This is a genomic window from Exiguobacterium algae (assembly GCF_018617875.1).
Lineage (GTDB): Bacteria > Bacillota > Bacilli > Exiguobacteriales > Exiguobacteriaceae > Exiguobacterium > Exiguobacterium algae.
This window is the reverse complement of the sequence record NZ_JACSKZ010000004.1, coordinates 62,081-75,921: the sequence shown is the minus strand read 5'-3', so window position 1 is coordinate 75,921 and position 13,841 is coordinate 62,081. Positions and strand designations below refer to the sequence as shown.

14 protein-coding genes are annotated in these 13,841 nt (G+C 48.2%); 8 read left to right on the top strand and 6 right to left on the bottom strand.

Annotated features, from left to right (window positions below; all coding sequences use genetic code 11):
* Positions 1-21: 21 nt before the first annotated feature.
* Genes KNP03_RS10505 through KNP03_RS10495 form a run of 3 tightly spaced genes read right to left on the bottom strand, consistent with a single transcriptional unit; the run spans position 22 to position 2,303 of the window.
* Positions 22-666, bottom strand: a complete 645-nt coding sequence (locus KNP03_RS10505) for a hypothetical protein (RefSeq protein WP_214829095.1) — start codon at positions 664-666, stop codon at positions 22-24.
* Entirely contained in the window at positions 663-1,826 is a 1,164-nt protein-coding gene (locus tag KNP03_RS10500) for a DEAD/DEAH box helicase (protein WP_214829093.1), read from the bottom strand. Before KNP03_RS10500 ends, KNP03_RS10505 begins: the two co-directional genes overlap by 4 nt.
* Before the next feature lie 54 nt (positions 1,827-1,880).
* Entirely contained in the window at positions 1,881-2,303 is a 423-nt protein-coding gene (locus KNP03_RS10495) for a hypothetical protein (protein WP_214829091.1), read from the bottom strand.
* 360 nt (positions 2,304-2,663) lie between these two features.
* Here KNP03_RS10495 and pflB point away from each other — a divergent pair, with 360 nt between their 5' ends.
* Together pflB and pflA are read left to right on the top strand one after the other, a co-directional pair.
* Entirely contained in the window at positions 2,664-4,910 is a 2,247-nt protein-coding gene (pflB, locus tag KNP03_RS10490; RefSeq protein ID WP_214829089.1) for a formate C-acetyltransferase, read from the top strand.
* Between the two features lie 56 nt (positions 4,911-4,966).
* Positions 4,967-5,683 carry a pyruvate formate-lyase-activating protein gene (pflA, locus tag KNP03_RS10485; protein ID WP_214829087.1) on the top strand — a complete coding sequence of 239 codons (717 nt, stop codon included), beginning with the start codon at positions 4,967-4,969 and terminating at the stop codon, positions 5,681-5,683.
* 41 nt (positions 5,684-5,724) lie between these two features.
* Here pflA and KNP03_RS10480 read toward each other — a convergent pair whose 3' ends face one another.
* The 3 genes from KNP03_RS10480 to rsgA all read right to left on the bottom strand — a co-directional run bounded on the left by KNP03_RS10480 (position 5,725) and on the right by rsgA (position 9,485).
* The gene (locus KNP03_RS10480; RefSeq protein WP_214829084.1) at positions 5,725-6,951 is read right to left on the bottom strand and encodes an NAD(P)-dependent malic enzyme; all 1,227 of its coding nucleotides are present in this window, start codon (positions 6,949-6,951) and stop codon (positions 5,725-5,727) included.
* Positions 6,952-7,065: 114 nt separating this feature from the next.
* Entirely contained in the window at positions 7,066-8,319 is a 1,254-nt protein-coding gene (locus tag KNP03_RS10475) for an Nramp family divalent metal transporter (protein ID WP_214829082.1), read from the bottom strand.
* A 179-nt stretch (positions 8,320-8,498) separates the two neighbouring features.
* Complete coding sequence (rsgA, locus tag KNP03_RS10470) at positions 8,499-9,485, bottom strand: ribosome small subunit-dependent GTPase A (RefSeq protein WP_214829081.1); 987 nt, start codon at positions 9,483-9,485, stop codon at positions 8,499-8,501.
* 244 nt (positions 9,486-9,729) lie between these two features.
* Here rsgA and KNP03_RS10465 point away from each other — a divergent pair, with 244 nt between their 5' ends.
* From KNP03_RS10465 to KNP03_RS10440, 6 genes are all read left to right on the top strand, one after another.
* A complete protein-coding gene (locus KNP03_RS10465; protein ID WP_214829080.1) occupies positions 9,730-10,113 on the top strand; it encodes a lmo0954 family membrane protein in 384 nt (127 codons plus the stop codon).
* A 23-nt stretch (positions 10,114-10,136) separates the two neighbouring features.
* Positions 10,137-10,781 carry a PspA/IM30 family protein gene (locus KNP03_RS10460; protein WP_214829079.1) on the top strand — a complete coding sequence of 215 codons (645 nt, stop codon included), beginning with the start codon at positions 10,137-10,139 and terminating at the stop codon, positions 10,779-10,781.
* Between the two features lie 88 nt (positions 10,782-10,869).
* Positions 10,870-11,559, top strand: a complete 690-nt coding sequence (gene liaF, locus KNP03_RS10455; RefSeq protein ID WP_214829078.1) for a cell wall-active antibiotics response protein LiaF — start codon at positions 10,870-10,872, stop codon at positions 11,557-11,559.
* Entirely contained in the window at positions 11,556-12,578 is a 1,023-nt protein-coding gene (locus KNP03_RS10450; RefSeq protein ID WP_214829076.1) for a sensor histidine kinase, read from the top strand. The genes liaF and KNP03_RS10450 overlap by 4 nt, the downstream gene beginning before the upstream one ends.
* Before the next feature lie 2 nt (positions 12,579-12,580).
* A complete protein-coding gene (locus KNP03_RS10445; RefSeq protein ID WP_214829075.1) occupies positions 12,581-13,216 on the top strand; it encodes a response regulator in 636 nt (211 codons plus the stop codon).
* A 35-nt stretch (positions 13,217-13,251) separates the two neighbouring features.
* A complete protein-coding gene (locus KNP03_RS10440) occupies positions 13,252-13,746 on the top strand; it encodes a GNAT family N-acetyltransferase (RefSeq protein WP_338082732.1) in 495 nt (164 codons plus the stop codon).
* The last annotated feature ends 95 nt before the right edge of the window (positions 13,747-13,841 follow it).

Genomic DNA, 13,841 nt, shown 5'->3' with positions numbered 1-13,841 from the left:
GAAGGGCACTTGGCCCTTCGCTTATTTTGATGGTTTCGGGATGATGACGCCTTCTTCTAAATCAAGTAAAAGATCGATCAATTCCGCGCAAAACTCGGGGAATTGTTCGAGGAAGGCACCGGGTCCGACTTCATCGGTGAAATCAATATATAAGTCGGATACATTTCCAGCCATCTTCGCAGGTAAGGCGAGGAACGCCGAGCCGAAACGCCAGCTTCCCCGAATATCGAGTAACTTCCCGAGGACGAGGTCACCGGTCTCGCGTACTTCCGGCAGTTGAACCGAATACGTTTCTTTTGACTCCCAGTCTCTTAACTGTCCGTCTTCCGTCACTTCGTAAATGCTGCATCGCGGGACGGCGAGTCCGCGAAGCGCATGGTATAGGGCAGGTGACATGTCTCCTTTATGGTCAGCCAAGTAGCGACCGTGAGGCGTCATACCGTCTTCATCCGTCTCGAAGAAGACAGCCCAGTCGATGAATAAGTCTCTAAACAGTTCGGCATCCTTTAAATGCCACGTTCCTTCAGAGGCGATTTCCTGAATATAGTTCGTCCATTGTGTGCTACGTGCGAGTGCTGCTTGCTCGTATAACTTTTTTAGCTCGGCAAGCAATTCGGACTCCTCGACTAGCAAAGGGAATGGAATCACTTTCCGGTCTTTTTTCATCGGCGGGGTCCTCGTTTCGCTGGTCGTTTCACAACAGGAGGTTTGTCCTCGATGCGTTTCTCGATCACGTCTCCACGATAAATCTCAAGTTCTTTTAGCTCGACACCGAGCTGACGTGCAAATCCCTTCAAGTGCGGGAGGTCGTCTGTCGTGACGAGTGATAAAACGGTTCCTCCAGCATTTCCGCGAGCCGTTCGACCTGAACGGTGGATAAAGTCATCGATTGACTCTGGTAAGTCGAAATGGACGACGTGCGTCACATCTTCAATATCAAGTCCGCGTGCAGCAAGTCCGGTCGTAATCAGGAGTGGATATTCTCCTTTGCGGAACTCGCGAAGCGTCTCAACGCGCTCACGTTTTCCCTTCAAGCTGTCAAGCATTCGGTAGTTCACTTTCAACTTCTCGAGTTCTCCGCGGAGCGGTGGCAAGAACGAGCGGTTGTTGATGAATGCAAGTGCCTTCACACCATCGACGTGCGAGAGACGGCGCAGAAGTTCCGGCTTATAGCGGCGTGTCGTGAGCAAGTATCCGTACGTCACTTGGTCGCTGACAGCACGTTCGATCTTAATATGGGCCGGGTCGTTCATGAACGGTGTCGCCCATTCTTTTAAAGAATCAGTCAACGTAGCCGAGACGAGAGCGAGTTGACGCTCGAACGCCGTGTGTTTGATGATACGTTCGGCTGCATCCGTCAAACCGCTGTCGATGATTTGATCGGCTTCATCTAAGATGACAGTGTGCGTCTCGTGAAGTTTTAACTTCTTCTTGTCAATCAGTTCCACAAGGCGTCCCGGTGTGCCGACAATCAGATGCGGTTTTTTCTTCAAACGGTCGATTTGGCGTTTCAATTCAACGCCACCGATGAACGAGCCGATGCGGACATCCCCTTTTTCTGTGAAGCGCTGGGCGACTTGCTGAATCTGCATGACAAGTTCCCGTGTCGGGGCGACGACGACGACTTGGATCCGGTCGTTCGTCGGATCAATTTTCTCGATAGCCGGAAGCAGGTAGGCGAGCGTTTTCCCCGTACCGGTCGGTGCCTCAATCGTCACATCTTTTCCATCTAATAGGAGCGGGAATGCTTCTTTTTGAACCGGCATCGGTTCCTTGAAGCCCATCCGTTCCCACGTTTCGTTAATAAAAGGTTTTGTAAAGTTCATATCATTTCTCCTTATCGTTAAGCAAAAACAAAGGAAGCGAAAGCGCTCCCTCCATCAAATATAGCGAACATGTTCTGTGTCTTCTTCCATCGAAGAACGAAGCGTCTGGGTATAGGTCTGACCATCTTCAACGAGTTGGATGTGCGCATCGGCACCTTCCGCCGTTAATTCGACTCCTTCAATCGTAAACCCTTGATAGACGCGGTACTGTAATTCTTTCATCATGCGTTCAAATGGTTTCAGCTCCGGATACGTCGTTGCCACGTCAATCGGGCGCGAGATGAGCGCGACGAGCAACTGATCACGATAATCGATGAAATCCTCATTTTCGATGTCGTCGTCAAAGCGAATCCAAAATCCATCCTCTTCAAACTCTGTGATAAAACCGTCACGATTTTCACCGGCTTCCTCTACTTTAAGCGAGATCCGGTCGCCGACTTTCAACGTGTGATTGACTGTCAATGGTTCATACGTCATAGGTAGAACCCCTTCCTCTTATACATTGTTCTGCCTTCATTGTGCTCGATACAAGCTGAAAATTCAAGTTCTATCCCATTTCTGTGATAAATATCACCGCTAAATCTGTATAGTTCGTCACAGAATGAAAGCGATAGTACAGTGTAAGCGAAAACCCTTTTACTATGCGGGAAAACTGTTTCAGTTCTACTCGGTAGTGGAATGTAACAGTTTATAAAACGCTTTCAAAAACGGCTTTGGAGCAACGTTCATAAGATTGTTACAAGTTTCACAAGAATGTAAAACAAATTGTTCACGTTTTCACGTACACTCACATTATAGAAAGCAGGCAGTTATTTCAACAACGAGGAGTGACCCAACATGGCAACCGAAATTAAATCAGCTTGGTCAGGATTTGTACCTGGTCAGTGGGCAAATGAAGTGAATGTCAGTGAATTTATCCGTTTGAACCGTCACGAGTACACTGGTGACGATACGTTCTTGGCAGGTCCGACAGAAGCAACGACTACTCTTTGGAACCGCGTCATGGAATTAACATCAGAAGAGCGTGAACGCGGTGGCGTTTGGGACGTTGACCAAAACACACCATCTACGATCGTCTCACACGGTCCGGGATACTTAAACAAAGATTTAGAGAAAATCGTCGGTGTACAAACAGACGAGCCATTCAAACGTTCGATTCACCCGAACGGTGGAATTCGGATGGTCGACGCTGCGCTTGAATCATACGGCTTCGAACCAAACGACGAAATCACAAAAATTTATTCAAATATCCGCAAGACGCATAACCAAGGTGTATTCGATGCATACACGCCAGAAATGCGTGCAGCACGTAAATCAGGGATTATTACAGGGCTTCCGGATGCATACGGTCGCGGTCGGATCATCGGGGACTATCGTCGCGTTGCACTTTACGGAATTGACTTCCTGATTGCAGAGCGCAAAAAAGACTTGGCAAAACGAGGCGGATTCTTATCTGAATCAGACATTCGTGACCGTGAAGAAATGAATGAACAACTCCGTGCCCTTCAAGAATTGAAACAACTTGGAGCAGCATACGGCTTCGATCTCGGACGTCCGGCTGAAAATACACAAGAGGCGTTCCAATGGGTCTACTTGGCATACCTCGCAGCGATCAAAGAACAAAACGGTGCAGCGATGTCACTCGGACGCGTATCGACGTTCCTCGACATTTATGCTGAACGTGATATCGAATCAGGTCGCTATACCGAATCAGAAGTACAAGAGATCGTCGACCACTTCATCATGAAGCTGCGGATCGTCAAATTCTTGCGTACACCTGACTACAATGAACTCTTCTCTGGGGACCCAACATGGGTAACGGAGTCAATCGGTGGAATGAGTGAAGACGGTCGCTCAAACGTTACGAAAAACTCGTTCCGTTTCCTCCACTCGCTTTCAAACCTCGGACCTGCTCCAGAGCCGAACTTGACTGTACTTTGGTCAACAAAACTTCCTGAGTCGTTCAAACAATATTGTGCGAAGATGTCGATTGAGACGTCAGCGATCCAATACGAAAACGATGACTTGATGTGCCCACAATTCGGTGATGACTACAGTATTGCTTGCTGTGTATCACCAATGAAGACAGGTAAACAAATGCAGTTCTTCGGAGCGCGCGCAAACATGGCGAAAGCCCTTCTTTACAGTATGAACGGTGGTCGCGACGAGAAGAGTGGTGCACAGGTTGCTCCTGCTTGGGAAATGAACACGGAAGAAGTGCTCACATACGAAAAAGTATATGCAGACTTCGACCGTACACTTGACTGGTTGGCTGAACTGTATGTCAACACACTTAACGTCATTCACTACATGCATGACAAATATGCATACGAGCGAATTGAAATGGCTCTCCATGATCCGGAAATCTTACGGACGATGGCATGTGGAATCGCCGGTCTCTCTGTAACGGCAGACAGTCTCTCAGCAATCAAGTACGCGACAGTTAAACCGATTCGCAATGAAGAAGGAATTGCAGTTGACTTTGAAACTGAAGGCGACTTCCCTAAATTCGGTAACAACGACGACCGTGTCGACTCGATCGCGGCAGAACTTGTTCGTTCATTCATGGAGAAAGTTCGTAAACACAAAACTTACCGTGACTCACTTCACACGCAATCGATTTTGACGATCACTTCAAACGTTGTTTACGGTAAGAAGACAGGTAACACACCTGACGGACGTCGTGCAGGCGAACCATTTGCACCAGGGGCGAACCCAATGCATGGACGAGACACGAAAGGTGCTGCTGCATCGCTCTCATCTGTTGCGAAGCTTCCGTTTGAAGATGCACAAGACGGGATTTCATACACGTTCTCAATCGTACCGAAAGCACTCGGTAAAGAAGAAGTCGCACGTGAACTCAACTTGGCAGCACTTCTTGATGGTTACATGAGCGGAGAGCATAAAGGACATCACTTGAACGTCAACGTGTTCAACCGTGAAACACTCCTTGATGCGATGGATCACCCAGAAAAATATCCACAGCTCACAATTCGTGTATCTGGTTATGCAGTCAACTTCATCAAATTGACTCGCGAACAACAAATCGATGTTATTAACCGTACGTTCCACGGTTCTTTATAAGTAAAGGCTTAGCGGCCTTCTAAGGAAGGCCGCTCATTCGTTAGGAGGTCATTTCGATGACAATGGGATATGTTCACTCGGTCGAATCGTTCGGAACGGTTGACGGTCCGGGAATTCGCTTCATCGTGTTTTTACAAGGTTGTGCACTACGTTGCTTGTACTGCCATAATGCGGACACATGGGATTTCAAAAAGAATAATCATCGCTCGGCAGAGGATGTCATTCAAGAAGCGCTCAGTTATCGTCCGTTTATGGAAGCATCCAACGGCGGCATCACGATTTCAGGTGGAGACCCACTTGCGCAACCTGAGTTTTTAGAAGCATTGCTTCGTGAAGCGAAAAAGCATGGATTGCATACGACGGTCGACACGTCGGGTGCCCTCCGTCCTCCTAACTTGGATGCGATATTAGATCATACCGATCTTGTCTTACTCGACATTAAACATATCGATGACGACATGTGCAAAAAACTGACTGGGCGTAGCAATGCCAACACGCTCGCGCTTGCTGAACACCTTTCCGAGCGCGGAACGAAAATGTGGATTCGCCACGTCCTCGTCCCGGGATGGACACTTGAAGAAGGTGCCCTCCGTCGTACGGCGGCATTTATTCAAAAGCTAAACCATGTGGAAAAGGTAGAAATCTTGCCTTATCATGAGATGGGTGTTTATAAGTGGGAGGCACTCGGCCTCGACTATCCTTTAGCAGGGACAAAACCACCGACTTCGGAAGAAGTGGAGTGGGCAGAAGGGATTTTGCAAGGAACGGTATAAACGAAAGCGCAGACCCGCGGGTCTGCGCTTTTTTCATAGATTTAGAGATGTTTCTCGACCACATGGCGATGAATGGCTTCCTGGTTGAATGGGAGTCGGGCAACGCCCGTCTCGACGGCTGTCTTTGCGACTGCGATGGCGACGGCTGGCGCAACCCGTTCATCGAATGGGCTTGGAATGACGATGCCCTCCACCAAATCTTGTTCTGACAAAAGATCGGCGATGGCATGGACGGCCGCTTCTTTCATTTCATCATTGATTTCGGTCGCACGTACATCTAATGCTCCTCGGAAAATTCCCGGGAAGGCAAGGACGTTGTTTACCTGGTTCGCAAAGTCAGAGCGTCCGGTCGCCACGATTCGTGCACCAGAAGAGAAGGCGAGGTCCGGCATGATTTCAGGGACCGGGTTGGCAAGGGCGAAAATAATTGAATCGGTAGCCATTGACCGTACCATGTCTTCAGTGACTGCACCGGCTGCTGAGACTCCAATCATCACATCGGCGTCCACTAATACGTCGGCCAGGGAGCCTTCATGACGCTTCGAGTTGGTCTCTTTGGCAATCTGTTCTTTGAAAGGATTCATTCCCTCTACACGACCTTCGTAAATCGCACCTTTCGTATCACAAATCACGAGATCTTCGACGCCGAATCGCTTGAGAAGCTTGGCGATGGCAATTCCGGCGGCGCCAGCACCATTCATGACAATGCGGAGCTCCGGCATTGTTTTGTTGACCAACCGTAATGCATTCACCAGACCTGCCAAAACGACAATGGCCGTTCCATGTTGATCGTCGTGGAAAATGGGGATCGGTAACGACTGCTTTAATCGATTTTCGATTTCAAAGCATTCTGGCGCTTTAATGTCTTCCAAGTTGACAGCTCCAAATGTCGGAGCAAGTAGCTCGACGGTCCGTACAATCTCGTCAACGTCATGGGTGTCCAAGCAGATCGGGAACGCATCAACACCAGCGAAACTTTTGAAGAGGACAGCTTTTCCTTCCATGACCGGAAGGGCCGCTTCGGGTCCGATGTTGCCAAGCCCGAGCACGGCGCTCCCGTCAGAAACGACAGCAACCGTATTGGCGCGGAGTGTGTAATCATATGAGCGTTCTTTATTTTCCGCAATCCGGCGACAAGGCTCTGCGACACCTGGTGAATAGGCGAGGCTGAGTGCTTCTTTCGAATCGACGTTTACTTTTGGTGTTGTTTCCAGCTTTCCGTGATGTAAAGCATGCATCTCTAAAGCGCGTTCATTCAATGTCTTCATGTTTCTCTCCCTAATGAATCCAATTTTGTCTTTGACAATCGAATTCATTGTAACGAAGAAACCGCTTACTTACGAGTCTTATGACCGGATTTTCATGTCAGTTCAATGAACAAATCACAAGAAAGTTTGCGCGACCAAAAAGAGGTTCAACGCGATGACGATTCCGGTAATCACCCATCCAATCAGTGTCGTAAGGCGATGGTTGACGAGTTTACCCATCAACTGTTTGTTGCTCGTAAACATGAGTAGCGGGACGAGCGCGAACGCGATACCGAACGACAGGACGACTTGACTCCATACGAGCGCTTTACTGAGGTTGATCCCTGAAAGAATCAGTAATAACGGCGGTGTCATCGTGATGACGCGGCGTAAATAAATCGGAATGTGCTTACGAATATATCCTTGCATGACGACATCTCCGGCCAACGTCCCGACGGAAGCACTCGAAAGACCGGCGACCATCAGCCCGATGCCGAACAGTAAGGCAATCGGAGAACCGAGGAACGATTCAAAATGTTGGTGTGCGATTTCGAGGTCACTGACGATGAGACCATTTTTATAGAAGACCGCTGCAGCGATGATGAGCATGCTTGCGTTGATGGCTCCAGCGAGAATCATCGCAATCGTGACATCGATTCGTTCAAACTTCATAATCCGTTTTCGTTCTGCTGTGTTCTTTCCGACAATCCGTCGTTGCGTCAATGCGGAATGCAGATAAATAGCGTGAGGCATGACCGTCGCCCCTAAAATCCCGGCGGCTAACAAAATACTTTCAGAACCGTCAAAGCGTGGAATCAATAATCCCGACAAAAGGGGTCTTGCTTCCGGATGTGCACTAAATGTCTGCACGGCGAACGCCAGTGCGACGACGAGCAGCATTCCGGTCACGATGGTCTCAAGCGGACGATATCCCCGTCGCTGTACTTCTAAAATGGCGAAAGAACCTGCCGCCGCAAGGAGTGCTGCTTGAATGAGGGTGACGTCAAATACGAGATAGATTCCGAGTGCGGCACCGACGAACTCAGCGAGATCGGTCGCCATAATCATCAATTCGGCCTGAATCCATAGGAAAATCGATGTTTTCTTCGAGAAGCGGTCTCGGCAAATTTCAGGCAAGTTTTTCCCCGTGGCGATGCCGATTTTTGCGGATAGCGTCTGGATCAAACCGGCCATCAAGTTCGCGAGTAAAATGACCCAGAGTAGCAAGTAGCCAAATTGCGAACCGGCGGCGATATTTGTCGCATAGTTCCCCGGGTCGATATAGGCGACAGAAGCGACGAAGGCAGGACCAAGAAACGGGAGTAATGTTTTCATTTTTTTAAATACAGATGGTTGACTATCATGTGTCATTGCTTCGTTCAGCATCATGATCCTTCTTTCTTTTTTTGTGTGTAAGCCAATAAGTTTCCTTTAGGCAACTTTATTTGTATAACGCAATATTATGCCTGTAATGAGCAACTGTCAAATTCAATTGATGAATAAAAAAAGAAGCTACGGAAATTCGTAGCTCCTTAACTGGCTTCAACTGATTAAATTGGATTGTTTGTTTATGTGCGTTTCGATGCGGTTTTAGGATTTCGTTTTTTCTTCTCGGCAAGACGTGTCGCCTCGGCTTGCCGTTTTTCAACATATTTTAACTCTCGCTCGAGTTTGACATAGTTGGCATACCGTTTGGCATCCAGCGTTCCATCCGTGATGGCCTGTTGCACGGCACAGCCTGGTTCTTTGAGGTGGGTACAGTCGCGGAAGCGGCAGGATGCGGCCAATGTCTCGATATCACGAAACGTCTCGTCGAGATGGTCACCACCGTCCCATAGACCGAATTCTCGCATTCCGGGTGTGTCGATGACATAAAAATCATCAATCTGGAACAATTCCCGGTGAGTCGTTGTATGCTTTCCACGCTCGTCCTGCGCTCGTACGGTCTGTGTCTCGGCCAAGGGCTTCATGGCCAGGGCGTTCGTCAATGTGGATTTCCCGACACCTGACGAGCCGACGAGTGCGAGCGTACTCTCGCTTGGGATGGAGGCACGGAGGTGATTGACGCCTTCACCCGTGATGGAATTGACGGCGAATACGTCAATTCCCGGTGCGGTCATGGTGACGTCTTCTATGAGCGACTCAATGTCATCCGTTTGGTCTGCTTTCGTTAAAATAATGAGTGGGATGGCGCCGGTATCCCAAGCGGCGAGTGTATAACGCTCGAGGCGACGCATGTTGAAGTCATGTCCGCAAGCCATCGTAATGAGTAGGTAGTCGACATTCGCGCAGATCAATTGTTCGCGCGTCTCGTTGCCGGCGGCGGCCCGGGAAAGGACCGTCCGACGCTCAAGAAGACGGTGAATCGTCCCTTGATCGTATTCGCGAATTTGAAACTCGACATAGTCTCCGATGACGGGAAAATCTCGTTCAGTTTCGGCGTCATGCCGAAACTTTCCGGAAACTCCGCACATATAAGCGTTCTCTCCAATGGATACCGTATAAAGATGTTGGAACTGTGCCGTGACACGTCCCGTTTTAGTTTGTTGGAACAAATAGAATCCTCCTTTTAATGTTGGAGGACGACAGCCCTCCGGTTCGCTGATATGAGGTGGTGTACAGTCATCAAGTTGCTCATAAAACATCATCCTTTCATTGTTCGATAAGCTGAGTGTACCACACTTTTTGAAACCGCTGACATATCGGTCTACAGACTGAGCCAAAACAAGCCTTCCGCTCGTCGACCTATGAAAAATAACGTATTATGATTAGAGTGTACTTAACGAGGAGGGATGACAGATGAATCACCAAGTGAAAAAGGTGCTGTTCATCATAGCCGCAGTCGCGCTAGTGCTCGTGTTGCTCGGTTCTTTGCCGAATATGATCTTATTCGGACTAGGGGCATTGTTGACACTTTGGGCTGGAGTTCGATTTAAGGCTGTGACACATGTCGGCGCTAAAATTGTCTATGGTATCCTGGCGATCATCGGGATTGCCACGATGCTCTCGAACATTTGGGCGCTCGTTGGAATTGTCGTCGCATGGTTGTTGTTCAAAGGGTATATGATGTATACAGGTGAAAAACGTGACGTCGAGATTTTGAATGCAGACGGATCACGTGCAGGGCGCAGCAGCTTTCAACAGTTCGATCAAGTTTGGCAGAAGTTTGTAAATCGTCGTTAAGATTTCATAAGGAGGATTCTATAATGAAGACACCGTTTGATCAGTTTCGTGAATTAGCGAATGAGTTAACGAAAGAGATTTCAAAAGAAATGAAGAAGTTCCAAGATAAAGAGATGCCGCGATCGAGTGGAGAAGCTGAATTGAACCGTCACATCCGTGGCGCGGAAAAAGAAGCGTTTTCCGTTGAACGCTTAGTAGAACGGCAACGTACATTGCTTTCGGAACTTGCGTCAAAACGAGACGAAGCGAAGAAGATGGCGGATAAACGTTATGAGCAAACAGAACTCGCAAAACAAGCGGGAGAAGAGAAGCTTGCGGAACGTGCGGCTTTAGAATCGAAACATTACGGTGAACAGTACCGTTACTTCGAAGGATTGATCGATGAAGGGGAACGCGAGCTGGATGACCTTGAACGCCGAGCCCTTGAGATGAAATTGAAGCTGGATGAAATGCAGAACAAACGTTACGAGTTTGCGATGCGTGAGAATTTAGATTTACTCAAAGGGGCACTCGACCAAATTTTCGGTCAAAATGCTTCACAGTCACATCCGTTTACAGATGAAGAGAAGAAGGAAGAACCTGCTTCAGAAAAACAAGCGGATGAATCAGATGAGGATGATTTTGAAGCAAAATTAAAAGAACTGGAACGTCGTTTTAAACAAGATTGACGTCACGGTTCGGCGATGGCCTAATTAAATATAGGTCATCGCTTTCTTTGCTTCAATGATGATACATATTGAGAAAGGGGGAAGGGACATGGAGCGTTGGAACACACGTCAAATCATCGGATTTATGATCATTTTATTTTCAGTCGGACTTTTCATTGATATCGTGACGGGTGGGAATGGCGTCTTATTCAGCATGATTCTTCCACTGTTACTGTTATACATCGGACGGCGTTTTAGTCGAAAAGGAAAGCAGTCCGCGAGTTATGTTTTCTATGCGATCGGTGGCATCATGCTCATCGGATTGATCTTCTCATCCGCAGCCTTTGGCTTTGTCTTGTCAGGCATGTTGCTCCTTTTTGGATATCGCTTATACAAAAACCGTCCGGCCCAATCGAGAGTCCGGACACACCTTCGTCAAGAGCAGGCCTTTTCATTTGGGTCTAAAGAGACAGGGCATTATGTATTGCGTGACACAAATGAATTTTTCTTACTACGAGATGTCGAAATGGATTTATCGCAAGCGATTATTCCGGAAGGCGAGACCTTCTTGCTTTTAAACGGGTTGGCGGGCGATATCCGGATTTTAATTCCAGCGGGTTACGACTATTCGATTGACGCCTCGATCGGTTTTGGAAAAATTCAAGTCGACGAATCGAACTATTCACCGGTATTTAACCGTCGTTTCTATAAAGCGTCAGACGACTATGTGGATGCGACTCGGAAAGTAAGAATTCATATCGTGCTCATGAGCGGAAGTGTCGAGGTGATGACGGTATGAAAAAAGATTCCTATCCAAGAACGGTCGTGTGGCACCAGTTATTCAGTAGTCTGTTGACGGCTTTCTTCATCACATTAGCCTTTCTTATAGGTGACTCGACTTCACTCAGTGATTTATTTTCAGGTGGAGAAGGGTTGCCTTTCGGTCTGTCCATTCTTGTCATCGCAGTATTGATCGGAAGTATTTTTGGAGTCGCTTCGTACTTTTATTTACGACGAGATTTTCGTGAGGTGGCCAACGCCTTATGGAAACTGGAGAACCAAAAAGAAATCACATTCCGCCCGTTGTCTCCATACCGGGATACGCTTGAACGCATTGTGCGAATTGCGAAGCAACGTCAGGAAATGATTGAGATGGCGAAGCGTGTCGGGGACCGTCCCATCAGCGTGGAGGAAGCACGGAGTGAAGCGGTTGTAGAAGAACGACGTCGTGTCGCGCGAGAACTGCATGATTCGGTCAGTCAACAACTGTATGCGATTTCGATGATGACGACAGCGGTGAAACAAACGATGCGGACGAAGCCGGAAGTAGCTACCAAACAAATGGAACAAGTCGAACTGATGGCGCAGACCGCCCAAGCCGAGATGCGTTCCTTGCTGCTGCAGCTTCGCCCGGTCGAACTTGAAGGGATGACCCTTAAAACAGGAATCGAACGTTTACTTGAAGAATTATCACGAAAACAATCAACCGAACTGATTTGGCGTCTTGAGGAGGTTCATCTCTCTCGTCATACGGAGAACGAGTTGTTCCGAATCGTGCAGGAAGCAATCAGTAATACGCTTCGTCATGCCAAAGCAAAACGATTGGAAATTGAGATGCGTACGGTACAGCAAACCGTCATTTTGAAAATCAACGATGATGGGGTCGGATTTAATGTGGACGATACACAAGTCGCTTCGTATGGATTACAATCGATAAGAGAACGTACGGCGGAAGTGGGCGGAACGTTACGCCTTGTCAGTGTCCCGGGCGTCGGAACACAGATCGAAGTGCGCGTGAAACAACAAGTGGAGGGGTAACAATGATTCGAGTCGTATTAATTGATGATCACGAAATGGTCCGAGCTGGCGTATCCGCCTTTTTGTCGACACAAGAGGATATTGAAGTGGTTGGCGAGGCATCGGACGGTGCGACAGGTGCGGAACTTGCCATTGCGGAAAAACCGGACGTCGTATTGATGGACCTTGTCATGGAACCGGTCGACGGGGTCGAATCGACAAAACGAATTAAAGCGAGCTGGAAAGAAGCAAAAATCTTAGTCGTCACAAGTTTTCTGGATGATGAGAAAGTGTACCCTGTCATCGAAGCAGGAGCGATGAGTTACGTTTTGAAGACTGCCAACGCGAACGAGATTGCCGACGCGATTCGACAGACCGCTGCCGGTAATCCTGTCATGGCAGCGCAGGTGACAGGGAAGATGCTCGAGCGGTTACGTCACCCGGAGATGACGCTTCATGAAAGTTTGACAGCCCGTGAGCGTGAAATCTTGCAACTTATGGCGGAAGGAAAGTCGAATCAAGTGATCGCGGACGAATTGTTCATCTCACTCAAAACAGTGAAGACACACGTGTCGAACATCTTGACGAAGCTTGACGTCTATGACCGGACACAGGCAGTCGTCTATGCGTTTCAACATAATTTGGTGAGTAAAGGATGAACAAGCTCCCTCTGATTGAGACAGAGCGTCTTTGACTGCGTCCCCTCCAAATGGAGGACATTCCACACGTGTTCGCCATCTTTTCAAATGAACGAGTGCTCCAGCATTATGGGATGGAGCCGCATCAAACGCTTGAAGAGACGGAGCAGATGCTTACCCACATGCTCGCTCAAATCGAGACGGGGGCCATCATCCGTTTTGCGATTGAACATCGTGAATCAAAAGTGTTAATCGGAACAATCGGATTTCACAATCGGGCACCGTCACACCGTCGCGCCGAAATCGGTTATGAACTCAGACCGGAATATTGGCGTTCGGGTTATGCGACGGAAGCCCTTCACGCGGCGCTTCAGTTTGCCGCGACGTGTGAGATTGAACGTATCGGTGCCATTGTTTATATCGATAATCTCGCATCGCAACGCATGCTTGAGAAGAATGGATTCGTTCAAGAAGGTCGACTACATAACTACATGCGCCAGCGTGGACAAGCCCATGACGTCTATGTCTATAGCTATATGACAAATCACTGACACATCAGTCCATTTGAGCACATCGCCTTACGAGCGGTGTACTTTTCGTTAAAGTGAAGTGAAAAAAGGAGGTAGATTTCCGGAACACGCACCGG

What these genes read in the sequence shown, in the direction of transcription:
- KNP03_RS10505 (WP_214829095.1), bottom strand. Translation starts at nt 666, where the DNA reads ATGAAAAAAGACCGGAAAGTGATTCCATTCCCTTTGCTAGTCGAGGAG.
- KNP03_RS10500 (WP_214829093.1), bottom strand. Translation starts at nt 1,826, where the DNA reads ATGAACTTTACAAAACCTTTTATTAACGAAACGTGGGAACGGATGGGC.
- KNP03_RS10495 (WP_214829091.1), bottom strand. Translation starts at nt 2,303, where the DNA reads ATGACGTATGAACCATTGACAGTCAATCACACGTTGAAAGTCGGCGAC.
- pflB (WP_214829089.1), top strand. Translation starts at nt 2,664, where the DNA reads ATGGCAACCGAAATTAAATCAGCTTGGTCAGGATTTGTACCTGGTCAG.
- pflA (WP_214829087.1), top strand. Translation starts at nt 4,967, where the DNA reads ATGACAATGGGATATGTTCACTCGGTCGAATCGTTCGGAACGGTTGAC.
- KNP03_RS10480 (WP_214829084.1), bottom strand. Translation starts at nt 6,951, where the DNA reads ATGAAGACATTGAATGAACGCGCTTTAGAGATGCATGCTTTACATCAC.
- KNP03_RS10475 (WP_214829082.1), bottom strand. Translation starts at nt 8,319, where the DNA reads ATGATGCTGAACGAAGCAATGACACATGATAGTCAACCATCTGTATTT.
- KNP03_RS10465 (WP_214829080.1), top strand. Translation starts at nt 9,730, where the DNA reads ATGAATCACCAAGTGAAAAAGGTGCTGTTCATCATAGCCGCAGTCGCG.
- KNP03_RS10460 (WP_214829079.1), top strand. Translation starts at nt 10,137, where the DNA reads ATGAAGACACCGTTTGATCAGTTTCGTGAATTAGCGAATGAGTTAACG.
- liaF (WP_214829078.1), top strand. Translation starts at nt 10,870, where the DNA reads ATGGAGCGTTGGAACACACGTCAAATCATCGGATTTATGATCATTTTA.
- KNP03_RS10450 (WP_214829076.1), top strand. Translation starts at nt 11,556, where the DNA reads ATGAAAAAAGATTCCTATCCAAGAACGGTCGTGTGGCACCAGTTATTC.
- KNP03_RS10445 (WP_214829075.1), top strand. Translation starts at nt 12,581, where the DNA reads ATGATTCGAGTCGTATTAATTGATGATCACGAAATGGTCCGAGCTGGC.